Origin of the sequence: Escherichia sp. MOD1-EC6819, from assembly GCF_002965765.1 — a bacterium.
Classification (GTDB): Bacteria; Pseudomonadota; Gammaproteobacteria; order Enterobacterales; family Enterobacteriaceae; genus Escherichia; species Escherichia ruysiae.
In genome coordinates, this window is sequence record NZ_PTRG01000001.1 from 349603 (window position 1) to 371771 (window position 22169).

18 protein-coding genes are annotated in these 22169 nt (G+C 52.3%); 6 read left to right on the forward strand and 12 right to left on the reverse strand.

Annotated elements, in window-relative coordinates:
* Positions 1–14: 14 nt before the first annotated feature.
* On the forward strand, positions 15–1502 hold the full coding sequence (uxaA, locus tag A7Z06_RS01765; protein WP_001199359.1) for an altronate dehydratase: 1488 nt from the start codon (positions 15–17) through the stop codon (positions 1500–1502).
* An 82-nt stretch (positions 1503–1584) separates the two neighbouring features.
* On the forward strand, positions 1585–2136 hold the full coding sequence (locus A7Z06_RS01770) for a YgjV family protein (protein ID WP_000128138.1): 552 nt from the start codon (positions 1585–1587) through the stop codon (positions 2134–2136).
* A gap of 3 nt (positions 2137–2139) precedes the next feature.
* Here A7Z06_RS01770 and sstT read toward each other — a convergent pair whose 3' ends face one another.
* The 5 genes from sstT to A7Z06_RS01795 form a co-directional block, all read right to left on the reverse strand.
* The gene (gene sstT, locus A7Z06_RS01775; protein ID WP_000211390.1) at positions 2140–3384 is read right to left on the reverse strand and encodes a serine/threonine transporter SstT; all 1245 of its coding nucleotides are present in this window, start codon (positions 3382–3384) and stop codon (positions 2140–2142) included.
* A gap of 399 nt (positions 3385–3783) precedes the next feature.
* The gene (gene alx / locus A7Z06_RS01780; RefSeq protein WP_001098822.1) at positions 3784–4749 is read right to left on the reverse strand and encodes a TerC family membrane protein Alx; all 966 of its coding nucleotides are present in this window, start codon (positions 4747–4749) and stop codon (positions 3784–3786) included.
* Positions 4750–5032: 283 nt separating this feature from the next.
* Positions 5033–6019, reverse strand: a complete 987-nt coding sequence (locus tag A7Z06_RS01785) for a Gfo/Idh/MocA family protein (RefSeq protein WP_024165223.1) — start codon at positions 6017–6019, stop codon at positions 5033–5035.
* 78 nt (positions 6020–6097) lie between these two features.
* Positions 6098–6790: a SanA/YdcF family protein gene (locus tag A7Z06_RS01790; RefSeq protein ID WP_000942567.1), complete on the reverse strand. Its 693-nt coding sequence runs from the start codon at positions 6788–6790 to the stop codon at positions 6098–6100.
* Positions 6791–6866: 76 nt separating this feature from the next.
* Positions 6867–7370: a M48 metallopeptidase family protein gene (locus tag A7Z06_RS01795; RefSeq protein ID WP_105279318.1), complete on the reverse strand. Its 504-nt coding sequence runs from the start codon at positions 7368–7370 to the stop codon at positions 6867–6869.
* A gap of 84 nt (positions 7371–7454) precedes the next feature.
* Between A7Z06_RS01795 and rlmG the strand changes: the two genes are divergently transcribed.
* The 3 genes from rlmG (at position 7455) to higA (ending at position 9536) form a co-directional block, all read left to right on the forward strand.
* A complete protein-coding gene (gene rlmG / locus A7Z06_RS01800; RefSeq protein WP_000018655.1) occupies positions 7455–8591 on the forward strand; it encodes a 23S rRNA (guanine(1835)-N(2))-methyltransferase RlmG in 1137 nt (378 codons plus the stop codon).
* 217 nt (positions 8592–8808) lie between these two features.
* Complete coding sequence (higB, locus tag A7Z06_RS01810) at positions 8809–9123, forward strand: type II toxin-antitoxin system toxin HigB (RefSeq protein WP_000550188.1); 315 nt, start codon at positions 8809–8811, stop codon at positions 9121–9123.
* Positions 9120–9536, forward strand: a complete 417-nt coding sequence (higA, locus tag A7Z06_RS01815; RefSeq protein ID WP_000560254.1) for a type II toxin-antitoxin system antitoxin HigA — start codon at positions 9120–9122, stop codon at positions 9534–9536. Before higB ends, higA begins: the two co-directional genes overlap by 4 nt.
* A gap of 52 nt (positions 9537–9588) precedes the next feature.
* Here the strand turns inward: higA and fadH are convergent, their stop codons facing one another.
* The 7 genes from fadH to ebgR form a co-directional block, all read right to left on the reverse strand.
* On the reverse strand, positions 9589–11607 hold the full coding sequence (fadH, locus tag A7Z06_RS01820) for an NADPH-dependent 2,4-dienoyl-CoA reductase (RefSeq protein WP_105279319.1): 2019 nt from the start codon (positions 11605–11607) through the stop codon (positions 9589–9591).
* Between the two features lie 225 nt (positions 11608–11832).
* On the reverse strand, positions 11833–14184 hold the full coding sequence (gene ygjK / locus A7Z06_RS01825) for an alpha-glucosidase (RefSeq protein WP_105279320.1): 2352 nt from the start codon (positions 14182–14184) through the stop codon (positions 11833–11835).
* Between the two features lie 16 nt (positions 14185–14200).
* Positions 14201–15271 (reverse strand): protein YgjJ, encoded by a 1071-nt coding sequence (gene ygjJ, locus A7Z06_RS01830; RefSeq protein ID WP_000767629.1) that lies wholly within the window; start codon positions 15269–15271, stop codon positions 14201–14203.
* 133 nt (positions 15272–15404) lie between these two features.
* Positions 15405–16838, reverse strand: coding sequence for an amino acid permease (locus tag A7Z06_RS01835; protein ID WP_001285444.1), 1434 nt, complete (start codon positions 16836–16838; stop codon positions 15405–15407).
* A 62-nt stretch (positions 16839–16900) separates the two neighbouring features.
* Positions 16901–17350 carry a beta-galactosidase subunit beta gene (locus A7Z06_RS01840; RefSeq protein WP_001219943.1) on the reverse strand — a complete coding sequence of 150 codons (450 nt, stop codon included), beginning with the start codon at positions 17348–17350 and terminating at the stop codon, positions 16901–16903.
* Entirely contained in the window at positions 17347–20439 is a 3093-nt protein-coding gene (ebgA, locus tag A7Z06_RS01845; protein ID WP_001082932.1) for a beta-galactosidase subunit alpha, read from the reverse strand. The genes A7Z06_RS01840 and ebgA overlap by 4 nt, the downstream gene beginning before the upstream one ends.
* 183 nt (positions 20440–20622) lie before the next feature.
* Entirely contained in the window at positions 20623–21606 is a 984-nt protein-coding gene (gene ebgR / locus A7Z06_RS01850) for a transcriptional regulator EbgR (RefSeq protein ID WP_000212441.1), read from the reverse strand.
* A gap of 218 nt (positions 21607–21824) precedes the next feature.
* Here ebgR and A7Z06_RS01860 point away from each other — a divergent pair, with 218 nt between their 5' ends.
* Positions 21825–22157, forward strand: a complete 333-nt coding sequence (locus A7Z06_RS01860; RefSeq protein ID WP_000450581.1) for a tRNA-binding protein — start codon at positions 21825–21827, stop codon at positions 22155–22157.
* The last annotated feature ends 12 nt before the right edge of the window (positions 22158–22169 follow it).

Below are 22169 nucleotides of genomic sequence, written 5' to 3' on the forward strand. Positions count from 1 at the left end.
GGTCTGGGGTTGATATGCAATACATCAAGATCCATGCACTGGATAACGTCGCGGTTGCTTTAGCAGATTTGGCGGAAGGCACAGAAGTCAGTGTCGATAACCAAACCGTTACGCTGCGCCAGGATGTCGCTCGAGGACATAAATTTGCGTTAACGGATATCGCAAAAGGGGCCAACGTCATCAAATATGGCCTGCCGATTGGTTATGCACTGGCGGATATTGCGGCGGGGGAACACGTTCACGCCCACAATACGCGCACGAATCTGAGCGATCTGGATCAGTATCGCTATCAACCTGATTTTCACGAACTGCCAGCACAAGCGGCAGATCGTGAAGTGCAGATCTATCGTCGCGCTAACGGCGATGTCGGGGTGCGTAATGAGCTGTGGATCCTGCCAACCGTGGGCTGTGTCAACGGCATCGCGCGGCAGATCCAGAACCGTTTCCTGAAAGAGACCAACAACGCTGAAGGTACTGACGGCGTGTTCCTCTTCAGCCACACCTACGGCTGCTCACAACTGGGTGACGATCACATCAATACCCGCACTATGCTGCAAAACATGGTGCGCCACCCGAACGCGGGCGCAGTGCTGGTGATTGGTCTGGGCTGTGAAAACAATCAGGTCGATGTCTTCCGTGAAACGCTGGGGGACATCGATCCTGAACGCGTTCATTTCATGATCTGCCAACAGCAGGATGATGAGATCGAAGCCGGGATCGAGCATTTGCATCAACTGTATAACGTGATGCGCAACGATAAACGCGAGCCAGGCAAACTCAGCGAACTGAAGTTTGGTCTGGAGTGCGGCGGTTCTGATGGTCTTTCTGGTATTACCGCTAACCCGATGCTGGGGCGTTTTTCTGACTACGTGATTGCTAACGGCGGTACTACCGTACTGACCGAAGTGCCGGAGATGTTTGGCGCAGAGCAGTTGCTGATGGATCATTGCCGCGACGAAGCAACGTTTGAAAAATTGGTCACCATGGTCAACGATTTCAAACAGTACTTTATTGCTCATGACCAGCCCATTTACGAAAACCCATCACCGGGGAACAAAGCGGGCGGTATCACCACGCTGGAAGATAAATCACTTGGTTGTACTCAGAAAGCGGGTTCCAGCGAAGTGGTTGACGTGCTGCGTTACGGCGAGCGTCTGAAAACGCCGGGACTGAACCTGTTGAGCGCGCCGGGTAACGATGCCGTAGCGACCAGTGCCCTGGCGGGCGCAGGCTGTCACATGGTGCTGTTCAGTACCGGTCGCGGTACGCCGTATGGTGGTTTTGTGCCGACGGTGAAAATTGCCACCAACAGTGAACTGGCGGCGAAGAAAAAACACTGGATCGACTTTGACGCGGGTCAGTTGATTCACGGAAAAGCGATGCCGCAGTTGCTGGAAGAATTTATCGATACCATCGTTGAGTTTGCCAACGGTAAGCAAACTTGCAACGAGCGTAACGACTTCCGCGAACTGGCGATCTTCAAAAGCGGCGTAACGCTATAAAGTCGAAATGAGTTGTTAATAAAAAACGGCGTTTCATAATGTGAAGCGCCGTTTGCTTTTCCATACCTGTTAAGGATTTATCATGACCGCGTATTGGCTGGCCCAGGGCGTGGGTGTCATCGCCTTTCTGATTGGTATCACTACATTTTTTAACCGTGACGAACGTCGCTTCAAAAAGCAGCTTTCGGTCTATAGCGCCGTTATTGGCGTGCATTTTTTCCTCCTGGGCACTTATCCTGCCGGTGCCAGTGCCATCCTTAATGCTATTCGTACGTTGATTACCTTACGCACGCGCAGCTTATGGGTAATGGCGATATTTATTGTGCTGACTGGCGGAATCGGCCTGGCGAAGTTCCATCATCCTGTTGAACTATTGCCGGTTATTGGCACGATTGTCAGTACCTGGGCGCTGTTCCGCTGTAAAGGGCTGACCATGCGCTGCGTGATGTGGTTTTCAACGTGTTGCTGGGTGATTCACAACTTCTGGGCGGGGTCGATTGGCGGCACGATGATTGAGGGCAGTTTTCTACTGATGAATGGCCTGAATATTATTCGTTTCTGGCGGATGCAGAAAAGGGGAATTGATCCATTTAAAGTAGAGAAAACCCCTTCCGCCGTTGACGAAAGGGGTTAAACATTAATTACGCAGGGCGCTATTTGCCAGACGCTCGTCTTCTGCCTGGCAAACAGCCGCAGTGAACAGCACGTCAGTTGAAGAGTTCAGTGCGGTTTCGCAAGAGTCCTGCAACACGCCGATGATAAAGCCGACGGCAACCACCTGCATGGCGATATCGTTCGAAATACCGAACATATTACAGGCCAGTGGGATCAGCAGCAGAGAACCCCCCGCCACGCCGGAGGCGCCACAGGCACACAGGGAAGCAACCACGCTCAGCAGCAGCGCCGTAGGCAGATCGACCGGAATACCCAGCGTATTAACCGCAGCAAGCGTCAACACCGTAATGGTGATTGCTGCGCCCGCCATATTAATGGTGGCTCCCAGCGGAATAGAAACGGAATAGGTATCGCGATCCAGATTCAGCTTTTCGCACAGCGCCATATTCACCGGAATGTTCGCCGCAGAGCTGCGGGTGAAGAAGGCGTACACGCCGCTTTCGCGCAGGCACAGCAGTACCAGCGGGAACGGGTTACGACGAATTTTCCACCACACCAGCAGTGGGTTAACCACCAGCGCCACCAGCAACATACAGCCAACCAGCACGACCAGCAGTTGCGCGTAGCCCCACAGTGTGGAGAAACCGGTAGTTGCCAGGGTAGAAGAAACCAGACCAAAAATACCGATTGGTGCGAAGCGAATCACCAGTTTCACCATAAAGGTGACGGCATTCGACATATCATTGACCAGGTTTTTGGTGGTTTCGTTACCGTGACGCAGCGCGAAACCGAGGCCAATCGCCCACACCAGAATCCCGATGTAGTTACCTTTCAACAGCGCGTCGATGGGGTTGGAAACCATGCTCATTACCAGTCCGCGCATCACTTCCACAATACCTGACGGCGGCGAAATATCGCCTGCGCTACTGGACAAATGCAGGGTAGAAGGGAAGGCGAAGCTGAAAACGACTGCGGCCAGTGCGGCGGAGAAAGTACCCAGCAGATAGAGGAACAGAATAGGGCGGATATTGGTTTTCTGCCCGTGTTGGTGGTTAGCGATGGAAGCCATCACCAACATCAGCACCAGGATGGGTGCTACGGCTTTCAGGGCGCCAACAAATAAAGTGCCTAACAGACCAACAGCTTCAGCCGCCGGTTTTGAGAACCATGCCAGAATAATCCCCAGAACAAGGCCGACCAGGATTTGTTTTACCAGGCTGCCATGAGCCAGACGCCGGAATAGCCCCGGTGAATGTTGCGTAGTCATTTTTCGATCCTTTCATTGTGTTGTCGTACATCCCTGGTACGTTCTTTCGACGCATCTTTCAGGATGTAACAAAGTGTTTGCAAGGTCGAGTATAAGGAAAGTTACAGCTTCGGGAAGCGAAAAATGCTGGATTTTAAAGAGAGGTCATGTTTTGCAACTTAATGGTTACATTTGTTTGACATAAAAATAAAGCCCAACGTGCGGCTTCCAGACTGATGACAACGTCAAAAAAGTACCCGGTCAGTCCCCTCGCCCCTTTTGGGGAGAGGGTTAGGGTGAGGGGAACAGGCCAGCATTGGTGCGAAAAATTACCCTCACCCCGACCCTCTCCCTGGAAGGGAGAGGGAGAAAACGGTGCTCATGTTGATGACAGGGTACACGGCTTAGGCAGATTAAAAATCATTCTACCCGCTGCTTATCATGCCGATAATTCACCCAGGCGTTGATAATAAACGTCATCACCAGAATGCCAAACACCACGCCCAGCGAGACGGCGATCGGAATATGGTAGAAGTCGACAATCAGCATCTTGATACCGATAAACACCAGAATCACCGCCAGACCATATTTGAGCATCGAGAAACGTTCTGCTACGCCTGCCAGCAGGAAATACATCGCACGCAGGCCGAGGATCGCAAACAGGTTTGAGGTCAGCACAATAAACGGATCGGTGGTAACAGCGAAGATAGCCGGAATGCTATCCACGGCGAAAATCACGTCGCTCAACTCCACCAGAATCAGCACCAGCATCAGCGGGGTGGCGTACAACAAGCCATTCTTACGCACAAAGAAATGCTCGTTGTCGATGGTGTCGGTCATGCGCAAATGACCGCGCAGCCAGCGCACCAGCGGCTTGTCGCCGATTCCTGATTCATCTTCATGAGCCAGCGCCATCTTCACGCCGGTAAACAGCAGGAATGCACCGAAGATATACAGGATCCAGTCGAACTGCGAAATCAGCCAGCTACCGGTGAAGATCATGACGGTACGCAGAACAATCGCCCCGAGCACGCCATACACCAGCACGCGGCGCTGTAATGCCGCCGGAACAGAGAAATAGCTGAACAACATTAACCAGACGAAGACGTTATCGACCGCCAGCGATTTCTCAATCAGATAACCCGTGAGGAAGGCCAGCGCCTGCGGGTCAGCGACTTCGCGCCCCTGTGTCTGCACCAGATACCACCAGAAAGCGGCGTTAAAGAGTAACGACAGCGTCACCCAGACCAGCGACCAGGCCGCAGCCTGTTTCATGGTCATGGCATGTGCCCCACGACGCCCCTGCAACAACAGGTCGATAGCCAGCATAATGGCGACAACAACAGCGAATCCGCCCCATAGCAACGGCGTGCCGACAGTATTCATAGAAGTTCCTTACACATAAAAAAAACGGCCAACGTCGGAAGACGTCAGCCGCTGCTTTTTATGCATAGACCTCGCCTTCCGGCAAGGTCTCACTTACAACAAAAAAGGAATACGTCTGCGTATTCCTTTCGGGTTGCCCGGTGACCGGATGTGGTTTTTCACACATCGTAATGACGATCGACCGGCAATGAAGTTACTCCCCTTTGCAGGTAACAAAGTATGACAGACCATTCAACCAGTCAATGGTCTGTTACATACCTTTTACACTGTTTTACTTTGGCAATTATAGTTTTACGCTATCTGCCGGAAAAATCACCCCAGTCTGGCGGCGAATCTCGGTCAGCAGTTTGGCGGTGATGCGACTGACCGCCAGCCCTGGATGATCCACCAGATGCTCATCCACCAGGGTAGCGAACAGCTCTGCTTCGTAGAGCATGGTATTAATATGCTGCGGTTGGGTGAGATCCTGCATCTGGCTGCCGCGTGGCACAAAGCAGACTTTCTGGCATTCAGAAAGTTTTTCAATCACCAGCGATCCCGCTTCGCCTTGAATCTCGCTTGCCAGCACAGAATCGCTGACCTTTGAGTGCTGCAACGTAACGCTGAAATCACCGTAATCCATCACTACCACGCCGTGGGCATCCACGCCGCTTGCCAGCAAACTGGCGGTTGCCTGCACGCTTTTCGGTTCACCAAATAACGCCACCGCCGACGCCAGGCAGTAAAAGCCGATATCCATGATTGAACCGTTAGAGAACGCCGGGTTAAAGGTGTTGGGATTCTCTCCGTCCAGATAACGCTGATACCGCGAGGAATACTGGCAGTAGTTGAAAAAGACTTTACGCAATTTGCCGACTTTCGGCAGCACCTGGCGTAACAGATGAAAGTTCGGCAGGCTGGCGGTTTTAAATGCCTCAAACAGCACCACCTGATTTTCTCGTGCGCAGGCAATGGCGGCATCCACTTCCGCCAGATTCGACGCCAGCGGCTTCTCGCAAATCACATGAATTTTATGGCTAAGGAAAAGTTGTGTCTGGGAAAAGTGCAGGGCATTCGGGCTGGCAATATACACCGCGTCAATGGCATCGCTTTCCGTCATCGCTTCTAGCGATGTAAACAGATGCTCGACAGAAAAATCATTGGCGAAGTGCTGAGCCTGTTCAAGGCTGCGGGAATAAACGGCGGTTAACTTGTATTTACCGCTCTCATGGGCGGCCTCGACGAACTGACGAGTGATCCAGTTCGTGCCAATCACAGCGAAACGTATCATAACGCGTGGATACTCCATAAAGGGATTCTGTCGTCAATGTAGCACGCCTTTTTCATCTTCGACGTGCGCAGATACGCATTATTCTTTCGCCGGGCAGCCATGCTCACTAAACGGACCAATCATGACCGATGACCCAAGATATTTCGGCTGGCGATGGAGGATTTTCGCGTCAATCACCGCACTGACTCTGGCGAGTTTTTCCCGTAGCTGAGTATAAAAGCCGTGCTTCATATTCAGGTCTGGCGCGTTAAACCCGATGGCATCAATGCCGTATTGCTTTGCCAGCCAGATGGCGCGTTGGTTATGAAATTCTTGCGAAATAATGGTGATATGGTTTTCCCCAAACACCTTTTTGGCACGCACTACCGAATCCAGCGTTGAGAATCCGGCATAGTCGCAGAAGATCACTTTCGCCGGTACGCCTTTAGCGATCAAGGCCTGCTGCATGCCTGATGCTTCATCGTAATTTTTACGTCCGTTATCGCCACTTACCAGCAGCCATTTCACTTTTCCGGCATGGTACAACGCTGCTGCGGTATCAATGCGTCGGGTAAAGTAGCGATTACCCGGTCTCGCCCCCAGCAATAAACCCACGTTACGCGCCGGAACGGCGTTGATATCGCTCCAGGTCAGCTGCTTGCTGGCGGTGACCATTGCGCGATCGGCGATAAAAATGGTCGCTCCTGCCACAAGCAACAATAAACAGGCAATTTTAAGAGTCCGGCGAGAAAAACAAACGCGGCGAAGAAGGCGAGCAAATGCGCGCAGCATGGTCGTTATCCTTAACGAAAAGAGGGGCGTCGATTTTAGGCGTTAATGGTTGAAAATATAACGCCTGGCATCATTTTCAGATTTTGTCCTGCCCAAGCGACAACTGCGTTAGCCACAGCCGGGTGTCGAACTCAAGCTGGTGGTACTGCGGCTCCATATGGCAGCACAATTGATAGAACGCTTTGTTATGCTCTTTTTCCTTCAGGTGCGCCAGCTCGTGCACCACGATCATGCGCAAAAACGGTTCCGGCGCGTTGCGAAACACGGTAGCGACGCGGATCTCTGCTTTTGCTTTCAGCTTGCCGCCCTGCACACGAGAAACAGCGGTATGTAACCCGAGCGCGTTTTTTAGCACATGGATCTTGTTGTCATACATCACTTTATTGATCGGCGGGGCATTGCGCAGAAACTGATTTTTCAGATCCTGGGTATATTGCCAGAGGGCTTTATCGGTGGCGTAGTCGTGCGTTCCCGGATAGCGTTTTGCCAGCACATCGCTCAGACGTTGTTCATTAATCAGCGTGCGCACTTGGGAAAGTAGCTGCTCGGGATAACCCTGAAGATAAGTAAGATTGCTCATAACCGCCCACGAAAAAGAGAAAAAGGGTATACTCACGCACCCTTTTCAGGGGCAACGTCGAAATTTTATCATTCAGGAGGGCCGATGAGCCACTTAGACAACGGTTTCCGTTCACTGACACTACAACGTTTTCCGGCGACGGATGACGTTAACCCGCTACAGGCGTGGGAAGCGGCGGATGAATATCTGCTGCAACAGTTGGACGACACAGAAATCTGCGGCCCGGTGTTGATCCTGAATGATGCCTTTGGCGCGTTAAGCTGTGCGCTGGCAGAACATAAGCCGTACAGCATTGGCGACTCGTATATCAGCGAACTGGCAACGCGCGAGAATTTACGTCTCAACGGGATTGATGAGTCGAGTGTGAAGTTTCTCGACAGCACTGCCGACTACCCGCAACAGCCGGGTGTGGTGCTGATCAAAGTACCGAAAACACTGGCATTGCTGGAACAGCAACTGCGTGCGCTGCGCAAAGTGGTCACGTCGGATACGCGTATTATTGCCGGTGCCAAAGCCCGTGACATTCACACTTCCACGCTGGAACTGTTCGAAAAAGTGCTCGGCCCGACCACCACCACGCTGGCATGGAAAAAAGCGCGCCTGATTAATTGCACTTTCAACGAGCCGACGCTGGCCGATGCGCCGGAGACCTTAAGCTGGAAGCTGGAAGGTACTGACTGGACTATCCACAATCACGCGAATGTCTTCTCCCGCACCGGGCTGGATATTGGCGCGCGCTTCTTTATGCAGCATCTGCCGGAGAACCTCGAAGGTGAGATTGTCGATCTCGGCTGTGGTAACGGCGTTATTGGCCTGACATTGCTCGATAAAAACCCGCAGGCGAAAGTGGTGTTTGTCGATGAATCACCGATGGCGGTTTCTTCCAGCCGTTTGAACGTTGAAACCAACATGCCAGAGGCGTTGGATCGCTGCGAGTTTATGATCAACAACGCGCTCTCCGGCGTGGAGCCTTTCCGCTTTAATGCTGTGCTCTGCAACCCGCCGTTTCATCAGCAACATGCGCTGACCGATAACGTCGCCTGGGAGATGTTCCACCACGCCCGCCGCTGCCTGAAAATCAACGGTGAGCTGTATATCGTTGCCAACCGCCATCTGGATTACTTCCATAAACTGAAGAAAATTTTCGGCAACTGCACCACTATTGCTACGAATAATAAATTTGTGGTGCTGAAAGCGGTGAAGCTGGGGCGTCGTCGGTAAGATTGGCAACTACCTGCCGGATGCGGCGCATCCGGCAATGCTGCTCATTTCTGGAATCTCGCTTCCATAAAACAAAAAATCCCTGTCACCGCCCCCTGCATTCTCTTGTTTGGCATTTCTCAACGTTTATTCTTCCGTCATACAGATAAATTCATTCGTTGCCAATCTGTCAACGAATGTTATCATATTGCCAATTTGTCAACGGACATGATGAAGAATGCACCTGATCACTCAAAAAGCACTGAAAGATGCTGCGGAAAAATACCCGCAACACAAAACGGAGCTGGTGGCTTTGGGGAACACGATTGCTAAGGGATATTTCAAAAAACCTGAGTCATTAAAAGCAGTGTTCCCATCTCTGGATAACTTCAAATATCTGGATAAGCATTATGTTTTCAATGTCGGGGGCAATGAATTACGTGTTGTCGCAATGGTCTTTTTTGAATCGCAAAAGTGCTACATACGCGAAGTTATGACGCACAAAGAATACGATTTCTTTACCGCCATTCATCGTACTAAGGGGAAAAAATGATTGCGATTGCCGACATCTTGCAGGCGGGAGAAAAGCTAACTGCTGTGGCACCTTTTCTGGCGGGTATCCAGAACGAAGAACAATACGCCCAGGCGCTGGAACTGGTCGATCATCTGCTGCTTAACGATCCTGAAAATCCCTTGCTGGATCTGGTGTGTGCCAAAATAACCGCGTGGGAAGAATCAGCGCCCGAATTTGCTGAATTTAATGCCATGGCTCAAGCCATGCCAGGTGGTGTTGCTGTGATTCGTACCCTGATGGATCAATACGGTTTAACCCTTTCCGATCTGCCGGAAATTGGTAGCAAGTCGATGGTGTCACGCGTTTTGAACGGGAAGAGGAAATTAACGCTGGAACACGCTAAAAAACTGGCAGCGCGATTCGGTATTTCTCCCGCCTTGTTTATTGATTAATGCAACTGCCGGATGCGGCATGAACGCAGCATCCGGCACGTCAAATAACGATTTAAATCTCCAGTGCAAGCCGTGTTCCCTGGGCAATCGCTCGGCGTGCGTCCAGCTCCATAGCCACGTCGCAGCCGCCAATCAAATGCACGGTTTTCCCGCTATCAATCAGCGGTTGCGCCAGCGCGCGGTTTGGCTCTTGCCCTGCGCAGATCACCACATTGTCCACGGCTAATACCTGCGTTTCGCCGTTGATCACCACATGCAGCCCGTCATCGTCGATCTTCTGATAACTTACGCCTGGGATCATTTTCACGCCTCGCGAGAGCAGGGTGGTGCGATGGATCCAGCCTGTGGTTTTACCCAGCCCCTGACCTGGTTTGCTGGCTTTGCGTTGGAGCATCACAATCTGCCGTGGGCTACGGGGGATCAGCATCCCTTGCGAACTTAAGCCACCAGCCTGTTGTAGGCTGCTGTCGATCCCCCACTCATTACAGAACTCGGCGATATTCTGGCTGGTGGATTCGCCCGGCTGACTTAAATACATCGCCGTGTCAAAGCCAATCCCGCCACAACCGATGATGGCAACTTTGTTGCCCACCGGCGCTTTGTCGCGCAGTACATCGAGATAACTCAATACCTTCGGATGATCGATCCCGTCGATAGGCGGAACGCGCGGCACGATCCCGCTAGCGAGGATCGTTTCATCGAACGACTCTAACTGATCCGCCGTCACGGTGTGATTGAGTTTCAGCGTCACGCCTGTTACTTCGATCATCCGCCGGTAGTAACGTAGCGTTTCGTAAAACTCCTCTTTGCCGGGGATCTGTTTGGCGATATTAAACTGACCGCCGATCTCACTGTGCGCATCAAACAACGTTACCTGATGACCACGCGCCGCCGCGTTAATGGCAAACGCCAGCCCCGCCGGACCGGCACCGACCACCGCCAGATTTTTTTTCTGCACGGCAGGAAGGATCGGCATTTTGGTTTCATGGCAGGCGCGAGGATTCACCAGGCACGAGGTGACTTTGCCAACGAAGATCTGATCGAGACAGGCCTGATTGCAGCCAATGCAGGTGTTGATCTCATCGGCTCGCCCTGATTGCGCTTTTGACAGCAGCTCCGCATCAGCAAGAAACGGTCGCGCCATCGATACCATATCGGCATCACCGCGCGAGAGAATGTCGTCGGCAACCTGCGGATCGTTAATCCGGTTGGTGGTCACCAGCGGCAGCGAGACGTGACCTTTCAGTTTGCGCGTGACCCAGCTAAATGCGCCGCGCGGCACGGGCGTGGCGATGGTCGGAATACGCGCTTCATGCCAGCCAATGCCAGTATTAATAATGGTTGCGCCAGCCGCTTCAATGGCCTGCGCCAGATCTACCGTTTCGGCAAAAGTACCGCCGCCTTCGACCAGGTCGAGCATCGACAGTCGGTAGATAATAATGAAGTCGTTGCCGACGCGTTCGCGCACTGCTCGCACCACTTCAACGGCAAACCGCATCCGGTTAGGGTAATCGCCGCCCCATTGGTCGCTACGCTGGTTGGTGCGCAAGGTCAGAAATTCGTTGATCAAATATCCTTCGGAACCCATTACCTCTACGCCATCGTATCCGGCCTCCCGCGCCAGTTGCGCGCAGCGGGCGAAATTGTCGATCAGTTGCAGAATCTCTTCATGGGTGAGTTCATGAGGAACGAAACGGTTGATGGGAGCCTGCAATGCGGAAGGTGCCACCAGATGCGGCTGGTAGCTGTAGCGCCCGGTATGCAAAATTTGTAGGGCAATTTTGCCGCCTTCCTGATGCACCGCTTCAGTAATGGTGCGATGGTGCGGGATCTGGCTGACGTCATTGAGCATTGCGCCGCCTTCCATGCCAACGCCTGTGAAATCTGGTGCAATGCCGCCGCTGACAATCAGCGCCACGCCGTGACGGGCGCGTTCAGCATAAAACGCCGCCAGCCGTTCAGCGCCGTCCGGGTATTCCTCCAGCCCGGTGTGCATTGAGCCCATCAACACGCGGTTTTTTAACGTGGTAAAACCTAAATCCAGCGGGGCGAACAGCGACAGGTAGCTCATAAAATTGTCCAGTATGTAAAATAATTGTTATGTGGTCGGATGAGTTCTAATTTAGCCGTCGCCGGGGAAAAGGGAAAAGGGGAATGCGGGGTTTGTGATGGGATTCAAAAAGAATGCGCCCGGGGGTAATGCCGGATGCGACGCTTGCCGCGTCTTATCCGACCTGGGGGATTGCACATGTAGGGCGGATAAGGCGTTTACGCCGCATCCGCCAGCCGTTGAAAATTACTGCTTACGGAAAAAATCGTTATACAACATATACAAATGCGCGGCACTCCAGGAGAAATTGGGTGCCCCTTGCTGCGCGCCGGTCAGCGGATTGTAATTCTCCTGAATCGGACCATCGGCGGTTAATCCTTTGGCGTGCCGGAAGAACGTATCCGCCAGCTTCAGGGCATCATCACGATAACCGTAACGCTCCATCCCTTTCAGACCAAACCAGAACTGATCCACCCATACGCGCCCACGCCAGTAGATATCCGCGCCAAAGGCCGGGTTGGTTAACGCTGCCGTTCCCAGCGGTACAAAGGTGTTGAACTCTTTAGTGTCCAGCATCACCTTCACCACCGCGTCGGCATTGGCCTGCGTTGCCGCACCGTTAAACAGCGGCGACCAGCCTTCCGGCCCTTTACCGCGCTCGACTATCGGTTTGCCCGCGCAGCCGTTTGCCAGCGGTTTATCTTCAATGCGCACGTCATAGTAGAACTGTGTAGTCGGGTCGAACATACAGGTGTTGATGTAGTCCGCGAGCTGCTGTGCCAACTGGCGATAGCGTTTGGCCTCTTCCGGCTTACCGAGGATGGTTGCCATCTCCGCCAGATAATGGTTATCGCTGTACATATAGCTGGCCTGATCCACCGACTCCTGCAATAGCGAGTAGCCCAGCAACGTTCCGTCCTGACTGCGGTTTTCGGCGAATTTCACCGTCCAGTCGCTACGTTTGCCGCCGTTAGCGACATATTTATCCAGCTGTTCTTTGTCGATAAACCCAAAGACGGCGGCGTCATCACGCCCCGATTCCCACGACGCAGCGACCTGTGCCGGAATTTCCAGACTGTCATACTGGCCTTTCTCCACCACGCGGGCGTAGTTGTTCAGGCCAGACTGCGTCTCTTCTTTGTCGCCTTTTTTCACCGTAAACAGCATCTCACCGCTCTCGGTGTTGTGGGCTTTATCGCGGGTCGCGCCATATTCCGGCACGCCGTTGCCGTTATGATCGCGGTTACGTAACCACCAGTCGTGATAGGCCACCAGTTTCGGGTACATCTCTGTCAGCCAGGCTTTATCCTGGGTGACGTTATACACTTCCATCACCGACCAGGCGGCAAGGCTGGGTTTGGTGTTACGTTCGTTCCAGTTGCCGCCATCACCGCCACGCTCGGGGCTAAGGTTCCACGCAATCAGGTCGGGGACAAAGCCCACATCCTGCGGACGCACGCTATCGCCAGGCTGGATCTGCCAGGAGAAGACCGCGCGGATATTCTCTTTGGCGATGTCCGGATTGAAATGCGCCATCGCAAACGCCTGCTTCCAGGTATCCCACGGCCAGGTCTGATTGCCGGAGAACCAGCGCCCGGTTACCGACGGCGTAACGGTGTTATATTTCACCGCACCGCCAGGCGAGCGCCAGTTACCGTTAAGCGTTTCGATTGCTTTCACCGCGACGCGCGTCTGTTCCGGCGTCGCATCCGGATTGGTTAACCCTTTCTTCAGATACTCTTCCCAGCGTTGCTGCGAGGCGGTGAGATAAAACGCCGGACGCGCCAGAATATCGTGGATCTGCATCTGCTCTTTGCTAACTTCCTGGGCGGTCAGCAGATGGGAATAGGTGGTATAGAGCGTCGTTGACCCGTTGATATGCGCCTTACTGGTAAAGCGATTGCCGTTGATTTCAGTCTGCACTGGCAGGGATTTATGCACCTGATATTCCGATTCGCCGGAGGTCAGTAGATCCCAGGTGGCGCGCACTTTGCCAAAGGTGACTTTCAGGCCATCACGGGTGGCGCTGATTTTGCGTTGATAATCAGGGTACTCGCCAGCAATGGTTTTATCGGAAAGTGGTTTCCCTTCTTTTGCTTCCAGTTTTTCCAGCAGCTCGCCATCCCACACCAGATCCAGCGGTTTATCGCTGATGATTTTAGTTTCCAGTAGTGAGGTGCGCGGCGTGGCGAAGCGCAGGGTCATTTCAACCTGCACATCTTTTGCTATCAGTTTTTGCACCAGCGCGCCGGGAATACTGTATGCCTCCAGCGTGAAGTCGACTTTCTTGCCGTCCTGCCAGACGGTCAGGCGGTCGAAATTGGTCGCCATAAAGTTGATGTACTCTTCTGTCAGCAGCGCAACGCCCGGAAAACCGCCCATGGTGTTCGGGCCGTCTGGCAACAAGTGACCATGCCAGGCACCGAGATCAAAAAACGGGTTAAAACGCTGGTGATCGTCGTAGTCGTAATCCTTCATGTACTGCGGCGCGCCGGTACGGTTAATCACATTTTTATAATTGTCGGCGTTAGCGGCATGGGCGGAAAAGCTCATCAGCAGAGCACAGGCTACTGGCGTTAAAATAGTTTTGATTTTCATGAAATTACAGTCCTTATTACCAGTAAAAATATTGCATCAGGAAGATTTGGTCGCTGGGATCGTTAGAGGCATTTTTCATGTAGAAGCGGCTATCAAAAGCCGTTGCGAAACGTCCGCCGCCGTATTCGTACCAGATACCAAACTGCATGAAAGAGGTGGTTTCATCGTCAGCGTGGTCAGGGCGATGTTTGGCGTAGGTGTAAGCGGTGGAGAGATAAACGCCTTTTAACGCTTCATACATGGCGCTCACCATTATCCCGCTTTCACTTCCCGGTACGTCCAGCCCGTCGGCGCGTCCGGTATGGTGCCAGGCGCGAGCGGCAAAGTTAGGGGTAAGCAGGCCCGTGAGATAGAGTTGTCCAGTGCCGTCGGTGATTTCCAGACCGTTCATCCAGGTGATGCCTTCGGCAAGGTCATACTGGATGTAACCGTTCATCATTGCCGGATAGGTATATTTGTCGTCGTAGCGATCGTACTTGCCAAAATGTAGCCAGGCTTTGCTTTCGTCATGATGTCCGGCAGGTGTGGCGGTGACGCTATAACGAAAGTTGCCGCTTAAGTTCTGCACCTTCAGCGCGGTCATAATGTCGCGGGTATTGGGAATGACGTAGCCCAGATCGGGCGTGAAATCGCCCCACCATTGCAGGTCATCCAGCGAGGAATCCTGGCGCAGACTGAGCATGATTTCGGTGCCATCGTTAGTACGATAACCGCCATAAAAACGGTTAATCCCACCTTCAAAACCACCCCAGCTATGGTCAGGCACCCAGGCATTGCCGTCGTGGTCGGCCTGCACGGTCCAGCCTTCGCCGTAAATCAGGCCGAACCAGGAGCCATATTTCATCTCCAGACCGCCTTCGATATAAGTTCCGTCGCTGTATTTATGTTTATTCTCACCTTCTAAATCCATATATCCACCAACCCCTAATTCGCCGTAAAAACGAAATGAAGGAGAAGACGTCGAGGTAATGGCGGGTGTTTTTGTGTCGTCATGTTCTGCCGGACGTACTTCATCAGCGGCCGCAGAAAAGGCGTAGCAAAACGGCAGAGCAAGTAATGCTCTGCATGGTGCAGTGATTAATTTCATTGTGTTAATCCATGAGCTAAAGAAAAAATACAGCCTTTTATCGTTGTAATTATAAAAATATTAAGGCAGAAACTATTTTCCCTCACCCCATCCAGGAAGAGGGAAAATGCCTGCTCATTTTTTATTAGTCTGCTTAATCAACATTATTGGCTGGCGTTGCTTCAATATGACGTTCTTCAGCCGTTAATCCCTTTATATATTTACTGTATTTCCACCACGCAAAGCCGAGGAAGATAACAATACCGCCGACGTTATAAAAAATGATGGTCAGAATATTCGCGCCAGTCGGGAATGTCGAAGCGACAAACCCTACGGCAAATATCGCAATCAGCATTGAAACAACGATAATACCGGTGCGGCGGGAACCCATACGGAAATCACGTGGCAGGTGATCTAATTTGGCGCGTAAATTCAGGTAAGCCAGCATGATGAATAACGGCGGAAGCATGGACGCTGCGGCGGTCATATTAATAATGGTATTCATCAGATCCTGCACGGTATTGGAACCGAGCATCGGGATAATCATCAGCGGGATGACGATCAGGAACTGGATCCACGCTGCACGCGCCGGAACGCCGTTTTCGTTCAGTTCAACGGTTTTCTTACCAAAGATGCCTTCCGGGATTTCGGAGAAGAAAATTTTCACCGGCGTTGCGGTCCACATCAGCAGGGAACCGAACATCGCAGTAAAGGATACCAGACCGACAAAGCGATTCATCAACGCTTCAGGTAGACCAAAATACGCCGCCATGCCGTGGAATACCTGTACCGATCCGCCGGTAAATTTCAACTCTTTGCTGCTGACGAAGACGTTAATCAGCACCGAGGAGACGGAATACAGTACGCCAATGAAAATCCCGGCGAGGATGATCACTTTAACGAACGATTTCGAACCGCCTTTGACGTCGTTAACGTACACCGCGACGGACTCCGCGCCGCCTGCGGCCATAAAGATCCAGGTGGTAACGCCGAGGAACGCCCAGTTGAAGTTCGGGATCATCGCGTCAACAGTGATCGGATCGGCAGGCTGTACGCCGCCAACCAGCGCCGTACCTGCCAGTAAAATGTAGGAGAGCGTTAACAGCAGCATCAGCGTTGAAGTGACGGAGGTAATTGGCCCCAGCATTTTCGCCCCGTTGGTAGAAACCCAGGTGGAGAAGGCGAACAGCACCATACTGATAATGGTGGTGGCAACTGGCGTCATAATATATTCGTAGCCGAGGAAGGCATATGAAGCGTAAGCAATAACGCGCGGCAACAGCGAGGTGAAAAAGAACAGGTTTACGAACCAGTAGGTATAGGCAGTAATAAATGCCCAACGTCCGCCCAGCGAACTTTTTACCCACGCGTAGACACCGGCTTCCGAGTTTTTATTTAACGAGACAAATTCTGCGATGATCAGACAGAAGGGAATAAAATAAAAAATCGTTGCGAGGAAAAACATCGGTGCCGAGGCCAGTCCAAGCTCAATATTATTATTGATAACGTTGTTAAAGCTGTAAACGGCGGCAAAAGTCAGCGAGAGCAAGCCGAATTTGCCGATTGTATTACGTTTGGTATCAGACATAACACATCTCCGAAAATGAGTAGGGTAGCGGTGGCGGCAAACTCCTTTTGCCGCCGTAGTTGTTATTTGTTATGGAAATAACCATCTTCGATGGTGACTTTGAGAACCACTTTTTTGACCGCGTTATTGCAGATAAACCGATACGCTTCATGGATATCGCAAATAACGATTTGCCCTTCGTGAACCTCGACGGTTTCTCCGCAGCCTTTTAAATATTCACGGTCAGTTTCATCGCGATAATATTCCACTACCTGTAATGTCTCTTTCGGCGCATATTCAATCTTTTGCTGCCCTTGCAGGTAGTAATGCACTTCAAAATAACGACGATGCCCGGTAAATAACGCATCGGTCGCGGAGTCATTTTCCACACGGTAGGTCAATGAGTCACCGATGGAGTGGGCGACGCCGGGCTGAATGTTGTCGATATTTTCAATCGCTTCAACGCAGCGTTGCCACTTCTTGCCAGAGGCGTAAATCTGGCGGAACTGTTCTAAGTTATCGATGATCCTCATTGCTTATTCTCGCTGTGCAAATTCGTGGAAAAGAACCCTGCGCCGAACTCATACGACGCCAGGCTTTGCGCGGTAGCTTCTCCGCCAGAAACCGGCAGCAACGTAAAGCCGTAGCTGAAGTCACGGAACCAGACGCGCCAGGAGTCCAGCACTTCGCTGCCCCAGGAGTTGGAGCCGAGGCCAAGCAGCTGGTGGTCAAGATTCAGGGTGATGTCATCACTGCGCTGAAGTTCGTTGCAGTGTTGGGCTGCGTGGATGTTTTCCTGGGTGTAGTGCCAGGCGCTGAAGTTAATTGGGCGCTGCGGAACCACCAGCAGACCGTTGCCGTGGCGGTTAGTCAGTGCCGCCCAGCGGACATGCTGACGGTTGCCGTTGTTCTGCGGGAAGGGATAGTTCTCGAACATGGCATCGACGTTACTGCGCCAGATATCGATGATGTTAGCCTGCTGGCTGTCGGCGTAGTTTTCGCCCGGTCCACGACCGTAATACGCCACCTGGTCGTATTCGCCGTTAATCCCCATGGTGAAACCGATGCACGGAATGATGTGCGGATAGTCACCGTAACGCTCGCCGGAAAGCGCCACGTTAACCTGTCCATCGGCAGCGATACGCCAGATGTAGGTGCAGCGCATCCCGAAGTCAAACACCGGCGGGGCAATAACCGTGCGGCTGATGATCAACACTTCGCCATCGCTTTGCTCAACGGCAAAGTCGCGCAGATGTTCCTGCATGATCTGCAAATGATTCGGCTGCCACAGCCCTTCGTACTCCTGCTTGTGGTTGTCGATCATTGGCTTGAAGAAGTTGATCTTTGGCTCGCGAGTCAGCATTGATTCGCCATTCACCTGCCATGACGTCGGTTTGCCACTCATTTTTGAGAAGGTGATTGCGAAGTTGTAGCCGCGAACGGTGCAGCTCAAACGATCGTCTTCCAGCGTCAGCGGACGAGCATTATTTGGTGCGAAAGGCACTGGCTGCGCGGTGTTTTCCTTCAGCGGGAACTGATAAGTAGCGATAGGGTGCCCGGCGTCGCTGTAGCGGGTGCGGGAATCTTTGGTCACCGTAATGTTGAGGAACGCTTCGCGGGCGTCCAGTTGTGGCAGCGTAATGCGCAATGGCGCTTCGCTGTTTGGCGCAACGTCGTGCAGCTTAATTTGCTGCGTCGCGAGCGTTTCACCTTCGGCGCGCACCTCTGCGTGCAGGGTGTAGTCATCAAGCGTGGTAAACCACAGTTTATTTTCGACTTTTAGCTCGCCGCGAGTCAGATCCAGCGCGTGGATTTTTACCGGCGCAATAACCTGTTTGTACTCTTTCAGGCCTGGTCCCGGCGTCTGATCGGAGTAGATCAAACCATCAAGACAGAAGTTATAGTTGTTGGGATAGTCGCCGTAATCGCCGCCGAATTTATACCAGACATTGCCGTTGTCATCCTGCGCCTGGATCCCGTGGTCGCACCATTCCCAGACATAATGTCCCTGAATGCAATCGTGCTTATAGAAGACGTTCTGGTATTCCGTTAGCCCGCCCGGTCCGTTCCCCATCGCATGAGCGTATTCGCAGATGATACGCGGCTTCGGATGCGGATATTCACCAAACTCATTCATCAGCGGCACGCGGGTGTACATGGTGGAAATAATATCGACCACTTCAGCATCGCGATCTTCTTCGTAGTGCACCAGACGCGTGTCATCGAGCGCCTTCGCCGCGTGGTACATCGCGCGGATATTACAGCCATAGCCGGACTCGTTGCCCAGCGACCAGATGATGATCGACGGATGGTTTTTCTGCGCGTGAATATGGCGAACGATGCGCTCGACGTAGACCTTTTCCCACTGCGGATCGTCGGTAATACGGCTGATATCGCCGACATTAGCAAAGCCGTGCGATTCGACGTCGGTTTCCGCCATCACAAACAGGCCGTAGATATCACACAGTTCGTAAAAACGCGGATCGTTCGGGTAGTGAGCGGTACGCACGGAGTTGATGTTGTGCTGCTTCATCAACTGGAGATCTTTCTCGACGCGATCCATTCCAACGGCGCGGCCTTTGCGATGATCGTTGTCGTGACGGTTGACGCCGTGCAGCATTACATAACGGTTATTGATCCAGAACAGACCGTCGCGCACTTTGATATCACGGAAGCCGACGCGTTGCGGCACCACTTCCAGAATGTTGCCGTCGGCGTCTTTCAGCGTCATGACCAGATGGTAAAGATAAGGAGATTCTGCCGACCATTGCTGCGGCTGTTCGACAGTAAAAGCAAAGCTGGCGCTGGTCAGTTTTTCAATTGCCAGATGAGGAATGGCGCTGCTGTGCACCACGCGTTCGCCGTCGAACAGGGTATATTCCAGCGTCGTTACGACAGGGGAGGCGGCGAGGTTTTCCAGCACCACTTCGCAGGAGAGCGTGGCATCGCAATAGGCTTCGTCAAAGTCGGTGCGCACGGTGAAATCGTTAATATGCGTCGGTTGTTTACCGATCAGATAAACATCGCGGAAGATCCCCGCTGACCACCACATATCCTGGTCTTCCACGTAGGTGGAGTCCGCCCACTGCATCACGCGCACACACAACAGGTTATCGCCGGTTTTAACCATCGCGCTGATGTCAAACTCTGCGGTCAGGCGACTGCCCTTGCTGAAACCCACATACTGACCGTTAACGTAGACTTCAAAATAGGTTTCGACGCCGTCAAATTTAATCAGCGTCTGCTTGCCCTGCCAGCCGTCGCTGAGGGTGAAAATACGTTGATAGGCACCGGTTGGGTTATCGCTGGGGACAAAAGGCACATCGATGGGGAACGGAAAACCTTCGTCGGTATATTGCAGTTTGCCGTGGCCTTCCATTTGCCACATGGCGGGGACGGTAATGTCCCCCCAGTCAGCCATTAACTCGGAAGTGAAGGCTTCTGGCACTTGTAGCGGATGGTCAAAAAAATGGAAATTCCACTGACCGCTTAAGGGCTGAAACAAGCTGCTGGTTTCGCGGGCAAAGGTACGCGCCTGCTCAACAGAATCATATGAAAAAAAGTACGCACGCGGCGCAAGTCGGTTTTCGTGGGTGAGTTGAATGTTTTCCCAGCGATTCATAGGGCCTCCCGGTAGAGAGAAATCGGAACCATTCATGGTGATGGTAGTTTGTGTAATTGCTGGGGAGTTTAGTAAAATTTTTACTAAAAAGTAGCAGGTAAATGCATTTACTTTAACTGGATCACGAAAATAAACGGCAGCACTGCCCGGCAAAAACGATTGCCGGACAGTGTGTAAGGAGATTTAGCGGGTCGTGCCGCGCAGTTTTAATTTGCTGGGAACGAAGACTAACAGCGGCAGCGCGCGACCATCGCGAGCCTTTTCATACAACAGGTTAACGCCCTGGCTTCCCATCATTTCGGAATGGATGCGCACGGTTGAGAGCGGCGGAAAGGTAAATCGCGCGGTGGGGATGTCGTTCACGCTGATAAGCGAAATATCCTGCGGGATGTTCAGGCCGCGTTCATGAATTGCCCGCAGTACGCCGATAGCAATGGAATCAGAAGCGACAAACAACGCCTTCGGATAGTCTTCCCGCGCCAGCATTTGCTTTGCCAGTTCATAGCCCGACGAACTGGAAAAACCGCCGCGCCAGATGTCCTCTTCGCGTACCACTTGTTTCAGTCGGCCATATTCCACAAAGGCGACTTCACGAATATCCGCCTTGCCAGGCAAGTCTTCACCGCCAATAAAACCAATACGATTAACGCCCTGATCGATATAGAAGTCGATGATTTCTTTACTGATGCGTGCCAGATCGATATCCACAGCATCGTAACCGCTGCCGGGTTCGTGAAAGTCGATAAAACAGATATTGTCGGTCAATGCGCTGGCGGCGGCGCGCAGTGCGGGCGTGGGTTTGCCGACAATCAAAATGCCGGTGACGTTTTTAATGTCCGGTAAGCCGTTGTGCTCATAACAGTTGGTCAGTTCGATCGCCAGCTTTTCGCACTGGGTTTCAATGCCGTGGCGGATCGCCAGATAATAAGGATCGTTGATCTCCAGCTCCTGTTGGTAGCTGTAGATAGCCAGAATATGGTGTTGGTTGACTGCGCCTGTCTGTAGTTTACGGGCGCTACTGGTCTTGTACTCCAGCTTTTCGGCGATCTCGAGAATGCGATGTTTCGTCTCTTCTTTCACATTCAACGTCGGATCGTCATTTAAGACCCTGGATACTGTCGCCAGGGATACGCCAGCTTCGATTGCGATGTCTTTTAGTGTTGCCATGTTTACCTTTTTTACTTTCCCTGATGTGCGTCTCCATTGTAGAGGAAGTGCTTATCGGGTCACCTGTTTTCAGTAAATAAAGCGCGTTTCTTTGACGCTGTAACGGTAACACAGCGGCTTACGAATGTGATCACGCCTGCATTCTCCATTTTTAGCCTACAGGATTGAGAAAAACTTTTGCTATAGTTTAGTAAAATTTTACTTGAGGGGGGGAAACAATGGAAACCGTTGCTAACGCTGATTTTGCGCGACTGGAAATGCGCGTCGGGAAAATTGTGGAAGTGAAACGCCATGAAAACGCCGACAAGCTGTACATTGTACAGGTTGATGTGGGGGAAAAAACGCTGCAAACCGTGACCAGCCTGGTGCCGTACTACAGCGAAGAAGAGCTGATGGGGAAAACGGTGGTGGTGTTGTGCAATCTGCAAAAAGCGAAAATGCGCGGTGAAACGTCGGAATGCATGCTGTTGTGTGCGGAAACCGATGACGGCAGTGAAAGCGTACTGTTAACGCCGGAACGGATGATGCCTGCGGGCGTGCGAATCGTATAAAGAGATCGGATG

Bases quoted from the DNA above. Each gene is read 5' to 3' on its own strand.
- higB (WP_000550188.1), top strand. From the start codon at position 8,809: ATGCACCTGATCACTCAAAAAGCACTGAAAGATGCTGCGGAAAAATAC.
- A7Z06_RS01785 (WP_024165223.1), bottom strand. From the start codon at position 6,019: ATGATACGTTTCGCTGTGATTGGCACGAACTGGATCACTCGTCAGTTC.
- A7Z06_RS01790 (WP_000942567.1), bottom strand. From the start codon at position 6,790: ATGCTGCGCGCATTTGCTCGCCTTCTTCGCCGCGTTTGTTTTTCTCGC.
- ygjK (WP_105279320.1), bottom strand. From the start codon at position 14,184: ATGAAAATCAAAACTATTTTAACGCCAGTAGCCTGTGCTCTGCTGATG.
- rlmG (WP_000018655.1), top strand. From the start codon at position 7,455: ATGAGCCACTTAGACAACGGTTTCCGTTCACTGACACTACAACGTTTT.
- alx (WP_001098822.1), bottom strand. From the start codon at position 4,749: ATGAATACTGTCGGCACGCCGTTGCTATGGGGCGGATTCGCTGTTGTT.
- ebgR (WP_000212441.1), bottom strand. From the start codon at position 21,606: ATGGCAACACTAAAAGACATCGCAATCGAAGCTGGCGTATCCCTGGCG.
- A7Z06_RS01840 (WP_001219943.1), bottom strand. From the start codon at position 17,350: ATGAGGATCATCGATAACTTAGAACAGTTCCGCCAGATTTACGCCTCT.
- sstT (WP_000211390.1), bottom strand. From the start codon at position 3,384: ATGACTACGCAACATTCACCGGGGCTATTCCGGCGTCTGGCTCATGGC.
- ebgA (WP_001082932.1), bottom strand. From the start codon at position 20,439: ATGAATCGCTGGGAAAACATTCAACTCACCCACGAAAACCGACTTGCG.
- A7Z06_RS01835 (WP_001285444.1), bottom strand. From the start codon at position 16,838: ATGTCTGATACCAAACGTAATACAATCGGCAAATTCGGCTTGCTCTCG.
- A7Z06_RS01770 (WP_000128138.1), top strand. From the start codon at position 1,585: ATGACCGCGTATTGGCTGGCCCAGGGCGTGGGTGTCATCGCCTTTCTG.
- A7Z06_RS01860 (WP_000450581.1), top strand. From the start codon at position 21,825: ATGGAAACCGTTGCTAACGCTGATTTTGCGCGACTGGAAATGCGCGTC.
- fadH (WP_105279319.1), bottom strand. From the start codon at position 11,607: ATGAGCTACCTGTCGCTGTTCGCCCCGCTGGATTTAGGTTTTACCACG.
- uxaA (WP_001199359.1), top strand. From the start codon at position 15: ATGCAATACATCAAGATCCATGCACTGGATAACGTCGCGGTTGCTTTA.
- higA (WP_000560254.1), top strand. From the start codon at position 9,120: ATGATTGCGATTGCCGACATCTTGCAGGCGGGAGAAAAGCTAACTGCT.
- ygjJ (WP_000767629.1), bottom strand. From the start codon at position 15,271: ATGAAATTAATCACTGCACCATGCAGAGCATTACTTGCTCTGCCGTTT.
- A7Z06_RS01795 (WP_105279318.1), bottom strand. From the start codon at position 7,370: ATGAGCAATCTTACTTATCTTCAGGGTTATCCCGAGCAGCTACTTTCC.